Below are 19,280 nucleotides of genomic sequence, written 5' to 3'. Positions count from 1 at the left end.
GTTGTCCACCCAGGCAGGGCCAGTCAAGCATGACTTGGCCCGCTGGGGTGGAAAAGGCAAAAACCGTTCCGGCGCCTGCTTCAGGCGGACGGCTGTTTGGTCTTCCTGAGATAAGGCAGGATGGTGTCAAAGGCGCCAAAACGCTTGATCGCATCTTCGTTGGAAACGGCGGCGGTGATGATGACGTCCTCACCCTGCTTCCAGTTTGCCGGCGTCGCCACCTGATGCTTGGCGGTGAGCTGCATGGAATCGACCGCGCGCAGGATCTCGTCGAAGTTGCGGCCCGTGGTCATCGGATAGGTCAGCACCAGCTTGATCTTCTTGTCCGGCCCGATGACATAGACCGAGCGCACCGTGGCGTTGTCGGCGGGCGTGCGGCCTTCCGAAGTCTCGCCCGCGCCGGCGGGCAGCATGTCATAGAGCTTGGCGACCTTGAGGTCCTTGTCGCCGATCAGCGGATAGTGCACCGTCTGGCCGGTCGCCGTCTTGATGTCGGCCTGCCATTTATCGTGGCTCGCAACCGGATCGACGGAGATGCCGATGATCTTGACGTTGCGTTTCTTGAACTCGTTTTCCAGCCCGGCCATCGTGCCAAGCTCGGTCGTGCAGACAGGCGTGAAATTCTTCGGGTGGCTGAACAGGATCGCCCAGCCGTCACCGATCCAGTCGTGAAAGCTGATCGTCCCTTGCGTGGTCTCGGCCGTGAAATCCGGCGCGATGTCGTTGATACGAAGGCTCATGGTTCCTACCCCTGTGAATGCCGCCAATTGGCGGTCTCCCACCTTTTACCACTCCATCGGCGACGTTCAAAACGGTGAGGTCCCCCGGCAATGATGCAGGCCGCGAAAAATTTTCGCCTTTTCTTGGGGAATGTAGAAATTTCGCTGTCGGCGTCGCGAAAGTCTAGGTTTTCACGGCCAGCGACGTGGCGAGATCTTCCATGCGCTGCGCCAGCGCGCCAAGCGCGCTGGTCAGCACGCTGTCGCTCTTGTCGGCCTTGGTCAGCGCCTCGTCGCGCGTCTTGCGCAAGGTCAGCACTTCGCTCTCCATGCCCTTGACGCGCTTCTGCAGTTCCGAGAGTTCGTCCATCACCATGATGCCGGCCATGACGGTCAGCCGCTGGTCGCCGATCTCGCCGAAAGAATCCTTCAGATGCGAGACATAACGGTCGAAGCGTTCGGCGAGGTCGATCAGATGCTCTTCCTGGCCCTCGTCGCAGGCCATACGATACTGTTTGCCGTCGATTGAAACCGTGACCTGTGCCATGGGCCAGCTCCTATCTGTCCAACACGGCGCGGATGGTTTCCATGGCGGTCACCAGCCGTCGCGATACTTCCTTGTTGGCGTCCTCCAGTCGCTCGGCGCGCGCTTCGGAATTGTCGAGTTCCTGCGCCAGCCGGGAGCGGTCGGCATTCATCCGCTGCACCTCGGCCTCGGCTTCCGAGTAGTCGCGTTCATGCTCCAACTTGGCCGCGACGGCATTTTCCAGCCCCTCGATGGCCTTGCCTAGCCTGGAGATGACTTCCTTGAGCGTGGTTTCCCCGGTCATGGCCTTCGTCCTGTGCCCTGCCCATCACCGAATCGTTCGCGTTCAGAACGCGTTATCCGTGAAACATTAGGCACCGGGTGAAGGCAACGTCAACAAAGCTCTCGCGACTGTCCCCCGCTAACGCTAATGTGGGCCCACAGCCAGCATCACAAGACCGGCAAATCTGCGCCCGATTTGTTGACTAAAAGCCCGCGCCTGCTATGTGTCGCGCACCTTTTCAAGGGCGCTCCCAAGCCCCCACCTTTGGAGGAACCATGACGTCGCGTGAACAACATGACCGGATGGCCAATGCGATCCGCTTTCTCTCCATGGATGCCGTCGAGAAGGCCAATTCCGGCCATCCCGGCCTGCCCATGGGCTGCGCCGACATTGCAACGGTGCTGTTCACCCGATTCCTGAAATACGATCCCAAGGCCCCGCACTGGCCCGATCGCGACCGCTTTATCCTGTCGGCGGGCCATGGCTCGATGCTGCTCTATTCGCTGCTGCACCTGACCGGCTACGAGGACATGACCCTCGACCAGATCAAGCACTTCCGTCAGTTGGGCTCGAAGACGGCAGGCCATCCCGAATACGGCCATGCCACCGGCATCGAGACGACGACCGGCCCGCTCGGCCAAGGTCTCGCCAATTCGGTTGGCTTCGCGCTCGGCGAGCGCATCATGAACGCCGCTTTCGGCAACGACCTCGTCAGCCACTACACCTATGTGCTGGCCGGCGACGGCTGCCTGATGGAAGGCGTTTCGCAGGAAGCCATCGCGCTGGCCGGGCATCTCAAACTCAACAAGCTGATCGTCTTCTGGGACAACAACAACATCTCGATCGACGGCCCGGTCTCGCTTGCCGACAACACCGACCAGGTCGCCCGCTTCCAGGCCTCCGGCTGGAACGCCAGCCATATCGACGGCACCGATTCGGAAGCCATCGCCTATGCCATCGAAGCCGCCCGCCATTCCGACAAGCCGACGATGATCGCCTGCAAGACGACCATCGGCTTCGGAGCGCCGACCAAGGCCGGCACCAACAAGGCGCATGGTTCACCGCTCGGTGCCGACGAGATCGCCGGTGCGCGCAAGTTCTTCAACTGGGAGTCGCCGCCCTTCGAGATCCCGGCCGACATCCTCGATGCCTGGCGCGCCGCCGGCAAGGCCGGCGCCAAGCCGCGCGCCGACTGGGAAGGCCGTCTCGCCAAGGCCGAGCCGAAGCTGAAGGCCGAGTTCGAGCGCCGCCTGGCCGGCAAGCTGCCGTCCAATTTCGACGCCGTCATCGCCGACTACAAGAAGAAGCTCTCGGCCGACAAGCCGAAGGTCGCCACCCGCAAATCGTCGGAAATGGCGCTTGAAGTCATCAACGGCGCCGTGCCGGAAACCATCGGCGGCTCCGCCGACCTGACCGGCTCCAACAACACCAAGACCAGCCAGACCAAGAACATCACGCCGGACGATTACGGCCAGCGCTATGTCCACTACGGCATCCGCGAGCACGGCATGGCCGCCGCCATCAACGGCCTGACGCTGCATGGCGGCCTCATCGCCTATGGCGGCACCTTCATGTGCTTCTCCGACTATGCCCGCCCGTCGATGCGGCTTTCCTCGCTGATGGGCATCCGGTCGATCTTCGTCATGACCCATGATTCCATTGGTCTGGGCGAGGACGGCCCGACCCACCAGCCGGTCGAGCATCTGGCGGCTCTGCGCGCCATTCCCAACCACAATGTCTTCCGCCCGGCCGACGCGGTGGAAACCGCCGAATGCTGGCAGATCGCGCTCGAATCCGAAAAGACGCCGTCGACGCTGGCGCTGACCCGCCAGAATCTGCCGACGGTGCGCACCGAGCACTCGGCCAAGAACCTGAGCAGCCAGGGCGCATACGAACTGGCCGCGGCCAGCGGCGAGGCGGCGGTGACGATCTTCGCCACCGGCTCCGAGGTCGAGATCGCGCTCGGCGCCCGCGACCTGCTCGAGAAGCATGGCCACCCGACCCGCGTCGTGTCGGTGCCTTGCTTCGAGCTGTTCGACAAGCAGAGCGACGACTACCGCAAGAAGACGATCGGCAACGCGCCGATCAAGATGGCGATCGAGGCCGGCATCCGCCAGGGCTGGGATCATCTCATCGGCTCGGACGGCATCTTCGTCGGCATGACCGGCTTCGGCGCCTCGGGCACGATCGAGCAGCTCTACCCGCATTTCGGCATCACCGCCGAGGTGGCGGCCAAGGCGGCGGAAGCTCGCCTGCACGCCAAGTAAGGCTGAGCATGCCGCCCAAAAGCGCGTCGCGGTTTTGGGACAACGGCATGGGCAAACAAAAACGCCCGGCGAAACCACGCAAAGCGATTTCGCCGGACTGGCCCAACCTAATCGATTTAAATCCATGTCGCTGCGGCTGGATTCTTTGCCCATCCGCCGCTATGAAGCTGCGGACCCATCGTCAGCCTTCCAGCTCCCAGGGAGAGAAAAATGACCGTCAGAGTTGCCATCAACGGATTCGGCCGCATCGGCCGCAACATTCTGCGAGCCATCCATGAATCCGGCCGCAAGGACATCGACGTCGTCGCCGTCAACGATCTCGGCCCGGTCGAGACCAATGCACACCTGCTGCGCTACGACAGCGTGCATGGCCGCTTCCCGCATGAAGTGTCGGTATCCGGCGACCAGATCACCGTCGGCAAGGAAAAGTTCAAGGTCACCGCCATCAAGGACCCGACGCAGCTGCCGTGGAAGGAACTCGGCGTCGACATCGCGCTCGAATGCACCGGCATCTTCACCGCCCGCGACAAGGCCGCCGCTCACCTGACCGCCGGCGCCAAGCGCGTGCTGGTCTCCGCGCCTGCCGATGGCGCCGACCTGACCGTCGTCTACGGCATCAACCACGACAAGCTGACCAAGGACCATATCGTCATCTCGAACGCGTCCTGCACCACCAACTGCCTGGCGCCGCTGGCCGCCGTGCTGCACGAAACGGTCGGCATCGAAAAGGGCATGATGACGACGATCCACTCCTACACCGGCGACCAGCCGACGCTGGACACCATGCACAAGGATCTCTACCGCGCCCGTGCCGCGGCCCTGTCGCAGATCCCGACCTCGACCGGCGCCGCCAAGGCGATCGGCCTCGTTCTCCCCGACCTCAAGGGCAAGCTCGACGGCATCTCGATCCGCGTGCCGACCCCGAACGTCTCGGTCGTCGATTTCAAGTTCATCGCCAAACGCTCGACCACAGTGCAGGAAATCAACGACGCGGTCATCGCCGCCTCCAACGGCAAGCTGAAGGGCATTCTCGGCGTCACCCATCACCCGAACGTCTCGATCGACTTCAACCATGATCCGCGCTCCTCGATCATGGCGCTCGACCAGACCAAGGTGATGGACGGCAACTTCGTTTCGGTGCTGTCCTGGTACGACAATGAATGGGGCTTCTCCAACCGCATGGGCGACACCGCGGTCGCCTTCGGCAAGACCATCGCCTGATCGAAGACTACCTTCTCGATGCTTGAAACGCCCGGCTTCGTCCGGGCGTTTTTCATTTGCCGGAACAGCAACGGTCCGCCGTCCGAAAATAAGCGGCTTCAGCCAAAAAACCACCCTCTCGCCTTGCACTGGCCATGCCTTCGCCCCACTCTCACGTAAAGCCGGAAACAGAGGAATTCGAGGGGCAAATCACGGATGGAGCATGCGATCTATCTCGTCACGCTGGTCGGCACCGCGCTTGTTGTCGCCGCCGCGTTTTCGAGCCTGATCGCCTTCCGCTTCGGTGCCCCTCTTCTGCTGCTCTTTCTCTGCATCGGGCTCGCCACTGGAACCGACGGCCTCGGCATCGAATTCGACAATGCCCGCATCGCCTATTTTGCCGGCTCACTGGCGCTGGCAGTCATCCTGTTCGATTCCGGCTTCGGCACACCGCTTAATGCCTTGCGGCAGGCGGCAGGCCCGGCGCTGTCGCTGGCGACCTTCGGCGTGCTTCTCACCACCGGCCTGTTCGGCGCCGCGGCCTACTATCTGCTCGACCTCAGCTGGCTGGAATCCTTCCTGCTCGGCGCCGCCGTCGCTTCGACCGACGCCGCGGCGGTGTTCTTCCTGCTGCGCGCCGGCGAGATCAATCTGCGTGAGCGCGTGCGCTCGACGCTCGAAGTGGAATCCGGCACCAACGACCCGATCGCCATCTTCCTGACCATCACCCTGGTCGAGGTCATCGCCGCCCACGCCAACCCCGAAGCCAATGTCCTGGTCACCAGCCTGATCCTCGGCTTCCTCGTCAATATGGGCCTTGGCGCCATCATCGGCGCACTCGGCGGCCTTGCCATCGTGCGTCTCGTCGACCGGCTCAATCTCGACCACGGCCTGCTGCCGATCTTCGTGCTGACGCTGTCGCTGATGGTCTTCGCCGCAGCCGGCGCCATCGGCGGCTCCGGTTTCTTGGCTGTCTATATCGCCGGCCTCATTGCCGGCAATTCCGACATCCGCGCCGTCACCATCCTCAAGCGTTTCCAGGACGGCATGTCATGGCTGGCGCAGATCATCATGTTCCTGATCCTGGGCCTGTTCGCCACCCCTTCGCAATTTCCGGCGATCATGGTGCCGGCGATAGCGCTTGGCCTTTTCCTGATGTTCGTCGCCCGCCCGATCGCTGTCTGGCTCTGCCTGATCCCGTTCCGCCTGCCGCGCCCCGAAGTCGCCTTCGTTTCCTGGGTCGGCCTGCGCGGCGCCGTCTCGATCCTGCTCGCCATCACCCCGCTGCTCGGCGGGCTGGAAAACGGCCGCACCATCTTCAACGCCGCCTTCATCATCGTGCTGGTGTCGCTGGTCATCCAGGGCTGGACCGTTGGACCGCTGGCGCGTCGCCTCGGCCTCATCGTGCCGGCGCGCCTCGGACCGCTGGACAAGGTCGAGCTGGAATTGCCGGGCTCCGCCCATCACGAGCTTCTCGCCTATCGCGTGGCGCATGGCAGCCCGGTGGCGCGCGGCGAGCGCATTCCGCGTTGGGCGCGGCCCTCGCTGGTGCTGCGCGACGGACGATCCATGCGCTTTCAGGACATGGGCCGGCTGGCCGCCGGAGACCAGGTCTACATCTTCGTGCCGGACCGCTACCCGCGCCTGCTCGACAAGCTGTTCGCCAGCCGCGCGGTGGTCGACCCGGAAGACGCCGATTTCTTCGGCGCCTTCGCGGTCGACCCGGCGCGCGCGGCGGCCGAATTGGAGGCAGCCTACGCTCCGGGCCTGACCGAGGCGGAGCAAAAGCTCACCGTCGGCGCGCTGGTCACGGCGCGGCTTGGCGGCCATGCCGAATATGCCGATCGCGTGCTGATCGGCTCGATCGAGCTGATCGTCAGGGATGTCGACGACAAGGGCAGAATCACGGGTCTCGGCCTTTCCTTCGAGCCGACCGCGCCGGTGGCGCGGGTGCCGGTGTTCCTCAGCGCCGGCGAGATGGGCGACCGCCTCGGCGCCTTCATCCGCAGCTGGCGCAAGCCGACCGAGACGCAGGAGGCGGCGACACAGACAGATGAGCCGCCCGAGCCGCCGGTTGAAAAGGCCACGACCGGGAGCTGAAAAGAGCGATCGTTGGCCTTGCCCCGTCATCGAGGGGCGATCTTCACGGACTATGTTCGCGCCCGCCTCAAAATTTCGCATCGCGTCGCGGCCAAAGCCTTGCATCGGCACCGATGCGGGGTAAGGTCCCGGCGATTTTCCCTAGGAAAGGAACCGGCATGGCCGCCTTCAAGACACTGGACGATATCGGCAACATCAGCGGCAAGCGCGTGCTGGTGCGCGTCGACCTCAACGTTCCCGTCGCCGACGGCAAGGTCACCGACGCCACCCGCATCGAACGCATCGCGCCGACCATCGCCGAACTGTCGGGCAAGGGCGCCAAGGTCATCCTGCTCGCCCATTTCGGTCGTCCGAAGGATGGGCCGTCGCCGGAATTCTCGCTGGAGCCGATCGCCAGGGCGACGGCCGAGGTGCTCGGCCGCCCCGTCGGCTTCGCCTCGGATTGCGTCGGCGACATGGCGGGAAGTGCTGTCGCGGCCATGAACAAGGGCGACGTGCTGCTCTTTGAAAACACCCGTTTCTACAAGGCCGAGGAGAAGAACGACCCGGCCTTCAGCGAGCGGCTCGCCGCCAATGGCGACATCTTCGTCAACGACGCCTTTTCCGCGGCGCACCGCGCCCACTCTTCGACCGAAGGGCTGGCGCGTCTGTTGCCTTCCTTTGCTGGCCGCACCATGCAGGCCGAGCTCGAAGCGCTGGAGAAGGGCCTGGGCAACCCGGTCCGCCCGGTCGTGGCGATCGTCGGCGGCGCCAAGGTCTCGACCAAGATCGACCTTTTGATGAACCTTGTGAAGAAGGTCGACGCGCTGGTGATCGGCGGCGGCATGGCCAACACCTTCCTTGCCGCGCGTGGCACCGATGTCGGCAAGTCGCTGTGCGAGCATGACCTTGCCCCCACCGCCAAACAGATCATGATCGAGGCCGCCGAGGCCGGCTGCGCCATCATCCTGCCGGTCGATGGCGTCGTCGCCAAGGAATTCAAGGCGGGCGCCGCCTGCGAGACCGTCGCCATCTCCGATGTCCCGGCCGACGGCATGATCCTGGATGTCGGCGAAAAGACCGTGAAGACGATCGGCGAATGGATCGACCGCGCCGCGACGCTGGTCTGGAACGGCCCGCTCGGCGCCTTCGAGATCGAGCCCTTCGATCACGCCACGGTGGCGGCGGCAAAACACGCCGCCGCGCGCACGAAGGCCGGCAAGCTCGTCTCCGTCGCCGGTGGTGGTGATACGGTGGCGGCGCTCAACCATGCCGGCGTCGCCGACGACTTCACCTATGTCTCGACCGCCGGCGGCGCCTTCCTGGAATGGATGGAAGGCAAGCCGCTGCCAGGCGTCGACGTGCTGAAACGCTGAGGCGATCAACACAAAGAGGCGCCCGGGACTTTCAATCGATTCGAGCTTTCCGATGCCATTCCTTTGGCGGTAGACTTCCGTTAAGCGCGGAACGAACCCTTTTCAGGAGAAGCATGATGAGCGAACGTCTCGAAGACATTGCCGCCGCGATCGTGGCCAACGGCAAGGGCCTGCTGGCCGCCGACGAAAGTTCCGGCACGATCAAGAAGCGTTTCGACGTCATCGGCGTCGAATCGACCGCCGACAGCCGCCGCGACTATCGCGAGATGATGTTCCGCGCCAGGGACGCGATGAGCAAGTACATTTCCGGCGTCATCCTCTATGACGAGACCATCCGCCAGAAGGCGGCCGACGGCACGCCACTGGTCGACATCATCAAGGCATCAGGCGCCATTCCCGGCATCAAGGTCGATGCCGGCGCCAAGCCGCTGGCCGGCTTTCCCGGCGATACCATCACCGAAGGCCTCGACGGCCTGCGCGAGCGCCTTGCCGAATACTACAAGCTCGGCGCCCGCTTCGCCAAATGGCGCGCGGTGATCGACATCGACACCGGCAAGGGGGTGCCCTCGGCCACTTCGATCAGCGCGAACACCCATGCGCTCGCCCGCTATGCCGCCCTTTGCCAGGAAGCCGGCATCGTGCCGATCGTCGAGCCGGAAGTGCTGATGGACGGCGCCCACGACATCGCCACCTGCTACGAGGTCTCGAAGGCGACGCTGATCAAGCTCTATGATGAACTCCATGCGGCGCGCGTCGTACTCGAAGGCACGATCCTGAAGCCCAACATGGTGCTGTCGGGCAAGAAGTCGGGCACGGTGGACAGCCCCGAAGAAGTCGCCGAGAAAACCATAAAACTGTTCCGCGAGACCGTGCCGGCGGCGGTCCCGGGCATCGCCTTCCTCTCCGGCGGCCAGGAGGACGAGGAGGCGACCGCCAACCTCAACGCCATCAACGCCATCGGACCGCACCCGTGGAAGCTGACCTTCTCCTACGGCCGCGCGCTGCAGGCGGCCCCCCAGAAGGCATGGAGCGGCAAGGCGTCGAATGTCGCCGCCGGCCAGGCCGCCTTCACCCATCGCGCCCATATGAATTATCTGGCGGCGCTTGGAAAATGGAAGCCGAGCCTCGAACAGGCCGCCTGAACCCAGCTTTTCCGCCTCCGTTCAAACCCGGGCCAATGCGCCCGGGTTTTTGTTGCCTGCGATTTGGGGGAAGACCTCCTCATCCCTATTTCCTCTGGGCGTTGCCGGCGGTGTCGGTTTGCGCTCGTCCCGAACGTCCTTGGCATGAGAGAGACAGGGAGAGGTTCATGTATCGCAACAAGGTCGTTTCACGCGAAGACTGGTTCCAGGCGCACAAGGCGCATCTGGCGCGTGAAAAGGAACTGACGCGGCTGCGCGAGCGTATTGCGGCTGAGCGGCGGGAACTGCCCTGGCTGAAAGTAAGGAAGGACTACGTCTTTGAGACGGAGCAAGGACCGAAGAAACTGGCCGATCTTTTCGCCAACCGCAGCCAGCTGATCGTCTACCACTTCGTGTTCGCGCCAGGCTCCATTCATCACTGTGAAAGCTGTGCCTTCGTAGCCGACCATATGGACGGCGCCAACCGGCATCTCAGGCATCATGACGTGTCCCTTGTCACCATATCGCGGGCGCCGCTTGCCGAGCTGCTGCCCTACAAGCAGCGAATGGGCTGGACGTTCGACTGGGTGTCTTCCTATGCGTCGGACTTCAACTTCGATATGCAGGTGTCCTTCACCGACAAACAGCTCGCATCCGGCGAAGCGGTCTACAATTTCGAAACACCGGTGCTAACATCGAAGGATCTGCCCGGCACCACTGTCTTCTACAAGGGCGAAACCGGTGACATCTTCCTGACCTTCATGTCACGCGCGCGCGGCAGCGAGCAGTTCATCGGCGCCTATCAGTATCTCGACATTGCACCGAAAGGTCGTGACGAGACCGGTCCTTACGGGACCTTCATGGACTGGGTGCGGCTGCACGATGAATATGGGAACAGGTCGCAACGGGACGATATCTGACCTTAGGGCACCGGCCGGCGATGCAAGGATCCGTTCACCTCGGCCCCAACATGCGCTAAGCCTGCCCTAGATCATTCCACGGTTCCGCCATGCGCTTCCCGGCCTCTCTCACCTGGCTCGCCTTCCCCGTCTATATCTGGCAGGGGCTCGGCGTGCGCCGCCGCACCACGCGCATGCTGCCGGCACGGGGACCGGTCATGCACGATCTTGCCGGCAAGGCGCCTGATATCTCGCTTCTGGTGCTGGGCGACTCCTCGGCCGCCTCGGTCGGCATCGGCAATTCCGAGGACGGGCTTGCCGCGCAGCTCGCCGTGCTGATCTCTCAGCGCACCGGCCGCGCGGTGCGCTGGCGCGCCGCCGGCTTCAATTCGGCGACGTCGGGCCAGATCCGCGACCATGTCCTGCCCAATCTGTCGGCCGATCCGTGGACGCATATCGTACTCGCCATCGGCACCAACGACACCAAGAATTTTCATTCAGTGCCGCGCTTCAAGAAGGAGTTCGGCGGCCTGCTCTACGGCCTGCGCGCCAAATGGCCGGAAGCGCGCGTGGTGTGGTCGCCGGTGCTGGAGTTCACGCGGGCGCCGGCCATGCCGCCGCTGCTCGGCAAAATCCTCGAGATCCGCGCCACCGCGATGAACCGAATGGGTGAACGGCTCTGCCTGGAGCGCGGTGCGGTGCCGGCCCCGCGCCTGCCGATCACCAATCCCGAACAGGGTTTCGCCTCGGACGGCTTCCACGCCTCGGAGGCGGGCTACCGCGCCTGGGCCGAGCATCTCGTGGGTCTGGTGCTCGCCAGCTGAACACCGACGGCCGACACGGCTTGCAGGCCTATGTCAGATGCCCGAGCACGGCCGCCAGCGAGATCGCGGCCATGGCGAGAAACGCCAGCTTCCAGAAGTCGCTCCGTCGCTTGAGTCCCGGCCAGCCGATCGGCTTGATCAGCTGGATGACCATGAAACCGACAATGACAAGGGCGAGGAGTTTCGTCATGCCGCCTTTGACCAGCAACGTCGCCGGCTGTCAAAGCGCCTTGTTCGATCTCTGAGAAAGAACAGGCGCCACAATCCGAACCGGAAACGCGGCGCCCACCTTTCAGACAGTGATCTGCTTCAGCGGCTTGAGGCCGGCTTCGATCGAGGCCCGCTTCGGTTCGAGGAACGGCGGCAGTGCCAGGCTTTCGCCCAGCGTCTCCAGCGGCTCGTCGGCGGTGAAGCCCGGCCCGTCTGTGGCGATCTCGAACAGGATGCCGTTGGGCTCACGGAAATAGAGCGAGCGGAAGTAGTAGCGCTCGACCTCGCCGCTCGACGGCAGGCGGAATTCAGCCAGACGGGCGGTCCATTGATGCAGCGTCTCCTGGTCCGGCGCCCTGAAGGCAACATGGTGAACCGCACCGGCGCCTTGCCTTGCGGGAGCCAGCCCGGGCTGCACAGCGACATGAAGCTCCGCCGCCGGCCCGCCAGCGCCCATCTCGAAGACGTGGACCTGGCCCTCGCCATCCGGCGAAGCATAATCGCGGTCCTTGCGCATGTTCATCACTCGGGTCAGCACTGCCTCGGTGTTGGTGATGTCGGGGACGCTGATGACGATCGGCCCGAGCCCGCGGATCTGATGCTCGGCCGGCACCGGGCTTTGCGCCCAGGGATGGCTGCCGCCCTTGCCGCCATCGCTGACGAGCCGCAGACGCTGGCCCTCGGGATCCTCGAAATCGAGGGACGGGTAGCCGCCAATGTTCGCAATTTCTCCTATCATGATGCCTTCGGCGGCCAGGTGCTGTTTCCACCAGGCCAGGCTCTCCGGACTGCCGACCCTGAGACTGGTTCGCGCGATGCTGTGGGTGCCGCGCCGTTCGCGGCCAACCGGCCAGTCGAAGAAGGTCAGGTCGGTGCCCGGCGTCGCTTCGCCGTCGGCATAGAAAAGGTGATAGGCCGACGTGTCGTCCTGGTTCACCGTCTTCTTGACCAGCCGCAAGCCCAGCACCTTCGTGTAGAAGTGAAGATTGCCCGGTGCGTTGGCGGTGATGGCGGTCAGATGGTGGATTCCTGTCAGTTGCAGGCTCATGGTCGTCTCCCTGGTTTTGGGGAAGAATTTTCTCCCTTCATATCAGAACTCCGGTCACGCCGCTGAAGGCCGCCGATCCTGACGGTCCGTCGCCTCCAATTGAACAATGGCGCTCCGCAGGCAGCCTCGCGGTGAACAATCCTCCATCCGCCAGCTAGGTCGAGGGCCACGGGCCGAGGACAATTCCCGCCAGCCGGAACGATCGTCGCGCGCCCTGCCATCCTCCTGACAGACTGCTGTCAGGAGGGGTGTGCGATACTGCCTCCAGTTAGAGAGAGGAGAATAGCCATGAACGGTTTCACCATCCTGCGCGGCATGCAGCACTATGTCGGCAAGGTTCGCACCATGCGCAACGAAATTCGTACGCAGCGTTTCATGAACGCGCTGCCCGCGGACATCCGCAAGGATATCGGTTGGCCCGATATGTATGCGGAACGTCGCTTCCGCGGCAATTGAGGCGATTTTTCGACATTGATATTGGACACGGGCGCGCCAATGCCCAGATATCAGTGCATGTCGCCCAAAAGTGGCCCCCGGTTTAGGGGGGCCCGACATGCATGAAAACAAAGACGCGGCGCGCTGGGGGACGGAGCGAGCTTATGCCTGATCAGAAGACAATCGGCTTCGTCTTCATCGAAGGTTTTGCCGACTGGGAATATGGCTTGCTGGCCGCCTCGGCGGTTGAGTGGTTCGGCGCTCGTGCCGTGTCATTGACCCCGGGAGGCAAGCCGGTGACCGGCATCAGCGGTTTTCGGCTGACACCCGACCGCTCAGCCGGCATCGACGAGAATGCCGATCTTGACGCGGTCGCCGTCATCGGTTCCGACCAGTGGGCTGGCAAAACACCTCCGGATGTCGCTCAACTGCTCAATACCGTTGCAACGCGCGGCGGCGTCGTCGGCGGCATCTGCGCCGGTACGCTGGCACTGGCCCGGGCCGGCATGTTCGAACAAGCCAAACATACCAGCAATGGCCGCGACTGGATCAACGGACATGAAGCCGGCTATGCCGGCGACGGCAACTATCAGGACGTGCCGCATGCGGTCGCCGACGGCAAGATCGTGTCCGCGCCGGGTTCGGCGCCCGGCACCTTTGCCCTTGCCTTTCTGAAGACGCTCTATCCCGAAAGAGACGGCGATCTCGCGCAGATGCGGACGCTGTTTGCCAGGGAATATGCTGAAGCCTCCTGACAGTATGCTGTCAGGAGGGACGTGCGATGGTGGGATAATGCGCATGGCCGGCCGAGAGAACGATCGATGAAAAGCTGGAACGACAGGCTGAACACGCCTGGCATCAACGGCGTGAAACCAACGCCACGCACGGTGGGTGACGTGGTCGAAGGCCAGCCGATGCTGGTGCCGACGGCGCGCCAGGTCGATGATTTCATCCGCTCGATTCCGGAAGGCGTCGAGATGGATGTCCGTGCGCTGCGCACAGCCCTTGCTATCGAACATGGCGCCGAAGTGACATGTCCGGTGACCATCGGCTACCATTTGCGTACGGTTGCCGAAGCCGCCAGGGAAGATCTCGAGCGCGGCATGACGCTGAGCGACGTCGCCCCCTTCTGGCGCGTGCTGGATGCGAAGACGCCGACAACGAAGAAACTGTCCTTTGGCGCGGAATTCATCGCCGCGCAGCGCAAGCGCGAAGGGCTGAAACCGTAATGAATGTCGTCTGGAAGCGGCTCCGGTCCAGGAACCGCTCCAGCAGCAACACTGGGGAAGCAAACGATGCGCCGCGCCGACAGGCTTTTTCAGATCGTGCAGCATCTGCGGGGTGGGCGTCTGGTCACCGCCCAGAAGCTCGGCACGTGGCTCGAGGTTTCCGAGCGAACGATCTATCGCGACATAGCCGACCTGCAATCGACGGGAGTGCCGATCGACGGCGAGGCCGGCGTCGGCTACATGATGAGGGAGGGTTTCGATCTTCCGCCGCTGATGTTCACGCGTGACGAGATCGTGGCGCTGGTTGCCGGTGCGCGCATGGTGCGCGCCTTTGGCGGCGCCGCCATGGCGCGGGCCGCCGACGAGGCGCTGGTCAAGATCGGCGCCGTGCTGCCCGATGCCGAAAAGGACCGCATCGCCCGTACCGAGATCCACACGCCGATGTGGGTGGTCAGCGACGCCGCCCGCGAGGCGATCGACCTGATCGAGCGTGCCGTCGAAAAGCGCCAGGTGCTGACCATCGACTATTGCGACGAGGCCGGGCGCGGCACCGCGCGTGACATCAGGCCGCTCGGCCTGTGGTTCTGGGGCAAGGTCTGGACGCTGGTCGCCTGGTGCGAGATGCGCGACGACTTCCGCGCCTTCCGCATTGACCGCATCGCCTCGGTGGTGATCGCCGGCCGCATCTTCAAGCCGGAGCGCGGCAAGCAGCTTGCCGACTTCTACCGGGCCGTGGAGCGCAGCGAGGATTACGGTATGGCGCCGGACCGAGTGGCGCGAAGCTGAGATTGCATATGGAAAAAAAAAGCCCGCTCGAAGCGGGCTTTTTTTTAAGCGCGACCTGCCCTTTCGCTATGGCTCCGGGCGTTCGTCGCTTCAATCGTTGTCGATTGATCGGCCAAGGCCGACCTGTCCTCATTCGTCGTCAGCGTCTTCGTTCTTCGACTTCAGCGCCGAGAGCTTGGCGAACACGGCGTTGGCGTCGAGTTCGGCATCCTCGTCCTTCGGCTTTTCGGGCGCCGGCACCAGCCGCTCGGTCAGGGCCGCCGGCAGCAGCGTGTCACCGACCGGCTGCGCCTGTTCGCGGCCGCGCGAAGCGCGGTTGACTTCCATGTCGAGATCGATCTGCGAGGCGAGACCCAGCGTCACCGGATCCATCGGCTGCAGATTGGCCGAGTTCCAGTGCTTGCGTTCGCGGATCTGCTCGATCGTCGACTTGGTGGTGCCGACAAGACGCGAAATCTGTGCGTCCTTGAGTTCGGGATGGTTGCGCACCAGCCACAGGATGGCGTTCGGCCGATCCTGGCGCTTCGACAGCGGCGTGTAGCGCGGCCCCTTGCGCTTGGATTCCGGCACCCGCACCTTGGGGTCGGAAAGCTTCAGGCGCTGGTTCGGGTCCTTCTCGGCGCGCGCGATCTCGTCGCGGGTCAGCTGGCCGGTCATGATCGGGTCCATGCCCTTGATGCCTTGCGCCGATTCGCCGTCGGCGATTGCCTTGACCTCGAGCGGATGCAGCCCGCAGAACTGCGCGATCTGCTCGAAGGAGAGCGCGGTGTTGTCGACCAGCCAGACGGCGGTCGCCTTGGGCATCAGCAGCGTGTTGGCCATTTCAAAAATCCTTCTCGTTCGCCCGCGTTCCCGCGCGGGCGGTGGTTTAGAGCCACCAAAATGGGAAATTCGCGGCCTGTATAACCGTTCCCTTACTGTTTCGCAATGTTTTTGCAGGCGCGGCGGCCCCGATGGGTTTAGGAGCTGGCAAGCGCGTTCGTATGCTGGCTTTGCTGGCGCGCCACAGTCTCGGCGAATCCCGCGACGCGACCCTGCAACTGCCTGAATCCCCAAAAAGACAAAACCCGCTGGACGGGGTCCAGCGGGCTCGGAACCGGAAACGGGAAACGTCTGCGACGGCTCTACTTCTCAGCATGAGCCCGGCCCTGCGGCCGGGTCGTGCTTGATATCAGATCGCCTGGCGGGCGATCCGTTCGATATCGGCGCGGTTGATGCCGAGATCGCTGAGCTGACGAGCGTTGAGACGGTTCAGTTCGCGCACGGTCTCGTTGTACATGCGCCAGTTACGGAAAGCGCGGATCGGGTTCATGGTAGTCCTCGTGATGGGGTGTTCGTTTCGATGCTGCACAGATAGTGATCATCGGTGGGAACTTGAACGACCGATTTTGCATAGCAATGATGCAAATGCTGCATTGCACCATTAAGCCTCTGTTCATCTTGTAGGCAGTGGACGAAGGGGGCTGTCCCAAGACGTGTCGAGATTCCGGTCAGGCCGAGTCGAAAATGGTTGATACCGAGAACCGGAGCGGAGCGTACTTTTCGTACGCGAGCACCGGAAGCGCAGGCATCAGCCATTTGCAGACCGGCATCACCGGAATATCGATACGTCCTAGCCGACGTCGAGCACGATCTTGCCGATATGCTCGCCCTCCTCCATCCGCTCATGCGCGCGCCAGGCATCGGTGAGCGGGTAGATCATGTCCATGACGGGTGCGACCTTGCGCGTGCCGAGCAGCGGCCATACCTGCGCCTCCAACGCCGCCGCGATCGCCGCCTTGAACTCGACGGTGCGCGGCCGCAGCGTCGAACCGGTATGGGTTAGTCGCTTGACCATGATCTTGGAAAAATCGGCGCTGGCGACAGCACCAGCCTGCACGGCGATCTGGACAATGCGGCCCTCGACGGCTGCCGCCTCGTAGTTGCGCTGGACATAGTCGCCGCCGACCATGTCGAGGATGACATTGGCCCCCTTGCCATCCGTCGCCTCCTTGACCGCTGTGACGAAATCCTCCTCGCGGTAATTGATCGCCCGGTCGGCGCCGAGCTTCAGGCAGGCGTCGCATTTTTCCCTGGATCCGGCAGTGGTGATGACATAGGCGCCGAAGGCCGAAGCCAGCTGGATCGCCGTGGTGCCGATGCCGGACGAGCCGCCATGCACCAGCAACGTCTCGCCTTTCTTCAGGCCGCCGCGCTCGAACACATTGTGCCAGACGGTGAAATAGTTTTCCGGCACGGCCGCTGCTTCGGTGTGGGTGAAACCGGCGGGCAGCGGCAGCACGCTGCCGGAGTGAACCTTGACATATTCGGCATAGCCGCCGCCGGGCGTCAGCGCGCACACCCGGTCGCCGATGCGCCAGCGCGATATCTCGTCGCCAAGGGCAGCCACTTCGCCCGACACTTCGAGGCCCGGCAGGTCCGATGCGCCGGGCGGCGGCGGATAGGCGCCCTTGCGCTGCTGCACGTCGGGCCGGTTGACGCCGGCGGCATGCACCTTGATCAGGATCTCGCCTGGGCCGGGCTGCGGCACATCGCGCGTTTCCGGTTTCAGCACCCGTGGGCCACCCGGTTCCGAGATAGCGATTGCCGCCATCCTCGCCGGAATTTTCTGTCCGTTCGCCATGAAGTCTTTCCTCGCCGCATTCTTACCGGCTGTTTGCATCGACGCGCTTGCCCTATGTATGCTGATTGCCAAATCAGGCAAATGGCCAATCTGGTGTGGCGGAGGAGGAGCAACGATGGCGATCTTCGACGACGAACCCAAGAAGAAGGCACGCCCGCACGAGATCGGGCAGGACCTGTCGCTGCTCTCGGTTGGCGAGTTGTCGGAGCGCATCGGCATCCTGCGCGACGAAATCGCAAGGCTGGAGGCGGAGCTCAAGGCCAAGGACAACACAAAATCGGCCGCCGAGGCACTGTTCCGTCGCGGATAGGCAGACGGGCGGCACAGCCCGCCGCCGAAAAGCCCGAATGCGACTGTCTTCAGACCTTCAGTCCCTCCCAGAGCCCAGCCGGATCAGAAAATGCTCGCATCCTACAGACCGATCCTCTCCCTGCTTCGCGGCACTGCCTTCCTGCTGGCGGCATCGGGTCTGCATGGGCTGCTGTTGCCCCTGCGCGGCCAGGTGGAAGGGTTCTCCACCGCATCGCTTGGCCTGATGGGCACGGCCTGGGCCGGCGGCTTCGTCACCGGCTGCTTCTTTGCCCCGCGCATCGTGCGCCGCGCCGGACATGTGCGCGCCTTCGGCGCCTTTGCCGCATCCGGCGCCATCGTGGCCCTGCTCACCGGCCTGATCATCGACGAATATGTCTGGATCCTGCTGCGCGCCTTCACCGGCTTCACCATGGCCGGCGCCTTCATGGTTATCGAGAGCTGGCTGAACGAGAAGGCCACCAACGAGAATCGCGGCACCGTCTTCGGCCTCTACATGATGGTCACCTATGCCTCGATCATGGGCGGCCAGATGATCGTCGCCGGCGGCGACGTGAGATCGGCGTCGCTGTTCATGATCACCGGCATCCTGTTCTGCCTGTCGCTGCTCCCGACAGCGGTTTCGACGGCGTCGCACCCCAAACCGCTGCAGGACGTCAAACTCGACGTCAAGGGGCTCTACGCCAACTCGCCGGTGTCGGCGATCGCCTGCGTTTTGATCGGCATTGCCAACGGCGCCTGGGGCACGCTTGGTGCGGTCTATGGCGCGCGCATCGGCATTTCCACTGCCGAGATCGCCTTGATGATGAGCCTTGTCGTCGTCGCCGGTGCCGCCATGCAGCTGCCGGCCGGGCGTCTCTCCGACAAGACAGACCGGCGTTTCGTGCTGGCTGGCGCCGCTTTCGGCGCGGCGCTCTTCGCGCTTCTGATCTTCCTGTTCGAGCCGCGTACCGGCATCTTCGTCATCGTCTTCACCGCCGCCTACGGCGCCTTCGCCTATACGCTCTATTCGATCGCCGTGGCGCATGCCAACGACCACGCCCGTGCCGAGGACTTCGTCAAGGTGTCTGGTGGACTTCTGCTGCTTTACGGCTTCGGCACCATGATCGGGCCTTTGCTGGCGGCGGCGCTGATGGGCTGGATGCGCCCTGAGGGCCTGTTCCTGGCGACCGCTTTCGCGCATCTGTCATTGGCCGGCTACACGCTGCTGCGCATCAGCCGCCGCGCCCCGGTGCCGATCGGCGATCGCGACGCCTTCAAGACGCAGCCGGCCGACCGCTCCGTGACGCCGGAAGCATTGCGGCTTGACCCAAGAAGAAAAGCAGAAGCAGACAGTTGAGATTCGA

General features: G+C 63.7%; 20 protein-coding genes and 1 pseudogene. 13 read left to right on the top strand and 8 right to left on the bottom strand.

What is annotated here, in order from left to right:
- Nucleotides 1–80 precede the first annotated feature (80 nt).
- From ACWGS8_RS01925 to ACWGS8_RS01915, 3 genes are all read right to left on the bottom strand, one after another.
- Entirely contained in the window at nucleotides 81–740 is a 660-nt protein-coding gene (locus tag ACWGS8_RS01925; protein WP_454579352.1) for a peroxiredoxin, read from the bottom strand.
- A 163-nt stretch (nucleotides 741–903) separates the two neighbouring features.
- Entirely contained in the window at nucleotides 904–1,266 is a 363-nt protein-coding gene (locus tag ACWGS8_RS01920; RefSeq protein ID WP_454579351.1) for a cell division protein ZapA, read from the bottom strand.
- Between the two features lie 10 nt (nucleotides 1,267–1,276).
- Nucleotides 1,277–1,549 carry a DUF4164 domain-containing protein gene (locus tag ACWGS8_RS01915; RefSeq protein ID WP_095089347.1) on the bottom strand — a complete coding sequence of 91 codons (273 nt, stop codon included), beginning with the start codon at nucleotides 1,547–1,549 and terminating at the stop codon, nucleotides 1,277–1,279.
- 254 nt (nucleotides 1,550–1,803) lie between these two features.
- Between ACWGS8_RS01915 and tkt the strand changes: the two genes are divergently transcribed.
- The 7 genes from tkt (at nucleotide 1,804) to ACWGS8_RS01880 (ending at nucleotide 11,294) form a co-directional block, all read left to right on the top strand.
- Complete coding sequence (gene tkt, locus ACWGS8_RS01910) at nucleotides 1,804–3,795, top strand: transketolase (protein WP_454579350.1); 1,992 nt, start codon at nucleotides 1,804–1,806, stop codon at nucleotides 3,793–3,795.
- Between the two features lie 210 nt (nucleotides 3,796–4,005).
- Entirely contained in the window at nucleotides 4,006–5,016 is a 1,011-nt protein-coding gene (gene gap / locus ACWGS8_RS01905; protein ID WP_454579349.1) for a type I glyceraldehyde-3-phosphate dehydrogenase, read from the top strand.
- A 195-nt stretch (nucleotides 5,017–5,211) separates the two neighbouring features.
- A complete protein-coding gene (locus ACWGS8_RS01900) occupies nucleotides 5,212–7,095 on the top strand; it encodes a potassium/proton antiporter (protein ID WP_454579348.1) in 1,884 nt (627 codons plus the stop codon).
- A 158-nt stretch (nucleotides 7,096–7,253) separates the two neighbouring features.
- A complete protein-coding gene (locus tag ACWGS8_RS01895; RefSeq protein ID WP_010911922.1) occupies nucleotides 7,254–8,450 on the top strand; it encodes a phosphoglycerate kinase in 1,197 nt (398 codons plus the stop codon).
- Between the two features lie 116 nt (nucleotides 8,451–8,566).
- Nucleotides 8,567–9,592 (top strand): class I fructose-bisphosphate aldolase, encoded by a 1,026-nt coding sequence (locus ACWGS8_RS01890; protein WP_454579347.1) that lies wholly within the window; start codon nucleotides 8,567–8,569, stop codon nucleotides 9,590–9,592.
- A gap of 167 nt (nucleotides 9,593–9,759) precedes the next feature.
- The gene (locus ACWGS8_RS01885; RefSeq protein WP_454579346.1) at nucleotides 9,760–10,491 is read left to right on the top strand and encodes a DUF899 domain-containing protein; all 732 of its coding nucleotides are present in this window, start codon (nucleotides 9,760–9,762) and stop codon (nucleotides 10,489–10,491) included.
- A gap of 89 nt (nucleotides 10,492–10,580) precedes the next feature.
- Entirely contained in the window at nucleotides 10,581–11,294 is a 714-nt protein-coding gene (locus tag ACWGS8_RS01880) for an SGNH/GDSL hydrolase family protein (RefSeq protein ID WP_454579345.1), read from the top strand.
- A 28-nt stretch (nucleotides 11,295–11,322) separates the two neighbouring features.
- Here the strand turns inward: ACWGS8_RS01880 and ACWGS8_RS01875 are convergent, their stop codons facing one another.
- On the bottom strand, nucleotides 11,323–11,484 hold the full coding sequence (locus ACWGS8_RS01875) for a hypothetical protein (RefSeq protein ID WP_454579344.1): 162 nt from the start codon (nucleotides 11,482–11,484) through the stop codon (nucleotides 11,323–11,325).
- Nucleotides 11,485–11,586: 102 nt separating this feature from the next.
- On the bottom strand, nucleotides 11,587–12,552 hold the full coding sequence (locus ACWGS8_RS01870) for a ring-cleaving dioxygenase (RefSeq protein ID WP_454579343.1): 966 nt from the start codon (nucleotides 12,550–12,552) through the stop codon (nucleotides 11,587–11,589).
- A 288-nt stretch (nucleotides 12,553–12,840) separates the two neighbouring features.
- On the opposite strand from ACWGS8_RS01870, the gene ACWGS8_RS01865 reads away from it, so the two are divergent.
- The 4 genes from ACWGS8_RS01865 to ACWGS8_RS01850 all read left to right on the top strand — a co-directional run bounded on the left by ACWGS8_RS01865 (nucleotide 12,841) and on the right by ACWGS8_RS01850 (nucleotide 15,002).
- Nucleotides 12,841–13,008 carry a hypothetical protein gene (locus ACWGS8_RS01865; RefSeq protein ID WP_454579342.1) on the top strand — a complete coding sequence of 56 codons (168 nt, stop codon included), beginning with the start codon at nucleotides 12,841–12,843 and terminating at the stop codon, nucleotides 13,006–13,008.
- A gap of 143 nt (nucleotides 13,009–13,151) precedes the next feature.
- Entirely contained in the window at nucleotides 13,152–13,742 is a 591-nt protein-coding gene (locus ACWGS8_RS01860) for a type 1 glutamine amidotransferase family protein (protein ID WP_454579341.1), read from the top strand.
- Between the two features lie 66 nt (nucleotides 13,743–13,808).
- Nucleotides 13,809–14,216 carry a hypothetical protein gene (locus tag ACWGS8_RS01855; protein ID WP_454579340.1) on the top strand — a complete coding sequence of 136 codons (408 nt, stop codon included), beginning with the start codon at nucleotides 13,809–13,811 and terminating at the stop codon, nucleotides 14,214–14,216.
- Between the two features lie 66 nt (nucleotides 14,217–14,282).
- The gene (locus ACWGS8_RS01850) at nucleotides 14,283–15,002 is read left to right on the top strand and encodes a helix-turn-helix transcriptional regulator (RefSeq protein WP_095201249.1); all 720 of its coding nucleotides are present in this window, start codon (nucleotides 14,283–14,285) and stop codon (nucleotides 15,000–15,002) included.
- 129 nt (nucleotides 15,003–15,131) lie between these two features.
- Here the strand turns inward: ACWGS8_RS01850 and ACWGS8_RS01845 are convergent, their stop codons facing one another.
- The 3 genes from ACWGS8_RS01845 to ACWGS8_RS01835 form a co-directional block, all read right to left on the bottom strand.
- Nucleotides 15,132–15,824: a DUF1013 domain-containing protein gene (locus tag ACWGS8_RS01845; RefSeq protein WP_044548374.1), complete on the bottom strand. Its 693-nt coding sequence runs from the start codon at nucleotides 15,822–15,824 to the stop codon at nucleotides 15,132–15,134.
- 349 nt (nucleotides 15,825–16,173) lie between these two features.
- Nucleotides 16,174–16,314 (bottom strand): DUF1127 domain-containing protein, encoded by a 141-nt coding sequence (locus ACWGS8_RS01840; RefSeq protein ID WP_064987068.1) that lies wholly within the window; start codon nucleotides 16,312–16,314, stop codon nucleotides 16,174–16,176.
- Nucleotides 16,315–16,614: 300 nt separating this feature from the next.
- The gene (locus ACWGS8_RS01835) at nucleotides 16,615–17,625 is read right to left on the bottom strand and encodes an NAD(P)H-quinone oxidoreductase (protein WP_454579339.1); all 1,011 of its coding nucleotides are present in this window, start codon (nucleotides 17,623–17,625) and stop codon (nucleotides 16,615–16,617) included.
- Between the two features lie 115 nt (nucleotides 17,626–17,740).
- Here ACWGS8_RS01835 and ACWGS8_RS01830 point away from each other — a divergent pair, with 115 nt between their 5' ends.
- Entirely contained in the window at nucleotides 17,741–17,935 is a 195-nt protein-coding gene (locus ACWGS8_RS01830) for a DUF1192 domain-containing protein (RefSeq protein WP_027047479.1), read from the top strand.
- A gap of 78 nt (nucleotides 17,936–18,013) precedes the next feature.
- Nucleotides 18,014–19,273 (top strand): annotated as a pseudogene (locus ACWGS8_RS01825) (MFS transporter); the annotation flags it as partial.
- Nucleotides 19,274–19,280: the final 7 nt, after the last annotated feature.

The organism is Mesorhizobium sp. 43Arga (genome assembly GCF_053714255.1).
Note: the sequence above shows the minus strand (reverse complement) of the source record. Positions and strands in the feature narration are given on the sequence as shown.

Excerpts from the sequence above, each read along its gene's own strand:
- ACWGS8_RS01925 (WP_454579352.1), bottom strand. The coding sequence starts at position 740 with ATGAGCCTTCGTATCAACGACATCGCGCCGGATTTCACGGCCGAGACC.
- ACWGS8_RS01920 (WP_454579351.1), bottom strand. The coding sequence starts at position 1,266 with ATGGCACAGGTCACGGTTTCAATCGACGGCAAACAGTATCGTATGGCC.
- ACWGS8_RS01915 (WP_095089347.1), bottom strand. The coding sequence starts at position 1,549 with ATGACCGGGGAAACCACGCTCAAGGAAGTCATCTCCAGGCTAGGCAAG.
- tkt (WP_454579350.1), top strand. The coding sequence starts at position 1,804 with ATGACGTCGCGTGAACAACATGACCGGATGGCCAATGCGATCCGCTTT.
- gap (WP_454579349.1), top strand. The coding sequence starts at position 4,006 with ATGACCGTCAGAGTTGCCATCAACGGATTCGGCCGCATCGGCCGCAAC.
- ACWGS8_RS01900 (WP_454579348.1), top strand. The coding sequence starts at position 5,212 with ATGGAGCATGCGATCTATCTCGTCACGCTGGTCGGCACCGCGCTTGTT.
- ACWGS8_RS01895 (WP_010911922.1), top strand. The coding sequence starts at position 7,254 with ATGGCCGCCTTCAAGACACTGGACGATATCGGCAACATCAGCGGCAAG.
- ACWGS8_RS01890 (WP_454579347.1), top strand. The coding sequence starts at position 8,567 with ATGAGCGAACGTCTCGAAGACATTGCCGCCGCGATCGTGGCCAACGGC.
- ACWGS8_RS01885 (WP_454579346.1), top strand. The coding sequence starts at position 9,760 with ATGTATCGCAACAAGGTCGTTTCACGCGAAGACTGGTTCCAGGCGCAC.
- ACWGS8_RS01880 (WP_454579345.1), top strand. The coding sequence starts at position 10,581 with ATGCGCTTCCCGGCCTCTCTCACCTGGCTCGCCTTCCCCGTCTATATC.
- ACWGS8_RS01875 (WP_454579344.1), bottom strand. The coding sequence starts at position 11,484 with ATGACGAAACTCCTCGCCCTTGTCATTGTCGGTTTCATGGTCATCCAG.
- ACWGS8_RS01870 (WP_454579343.1), bottom strand. The coding sequence starts at position 12,552 with ATGAGCCTGCAACTGACAGGAATCCACCATCTGACCGCCATCACCGCC.
- ACWGS8_RS01865 (WP_454579342.1), top strand. The coding sequence starts at position 12,841 with ATGAACGGTTTCACCATCCTGCGCGGCATGCAGCACTATGTCGGCAAG.
- ACWGS8_RS01860 (WP_454579341.1), top strand. The coding sequence starts at position 13,152 with ATGCCTGATCAGAAGACAATCGGCTTCGTCTTCATCGAAGGTTTTGCC.
- ACWGS8_RS01855 (WP_454579340.1), top strand. The coding sequence starts at position 13,809 with ATGAAAAGCTGGAACGACAGGCTGAACACGCCTGGCATCAACGGCGTG.
- ACWGS8_RS01850 (WP_095201249.1), top strand. The coding sequence starts at position 14,283 with ATGCGCCGCGCCGACAGGCTTTTTCAGATCGTGCAGCATCTGCGGGGT.
- ACWGS8_RS01845 (WP_044548374.1), bottom strand. The coding sequence starts at position 15,824 with ATGGCCAACACGCTGCTGATGCCCAAGGCGACCGCCGTCTGGCTGGTC.
- ACWGS8_RS01840 (WP_064987068.1), bottom strand. The coding sequence starts at position 16,314 with ATGAACCCGATCCGCGCTTTCCGTAACTGGCGCATGTACAACGAGACC.
- ACWGS8_RS01835 (WP_454579339.1), bottom strand. The coding sequence starts at position 17,625 with ATGGCGAACGGACAGAAAATTCCGGCGAGGATGGCGGCAATCGCTATC.
- ACWGS8_RS01830 (WP_027047479.1), top strand. The coding sequence starts at position 17,741 with ATGGCGATCTTCGACGACGAACCCAAGAAGAAGGCACGCCCGCACGAG.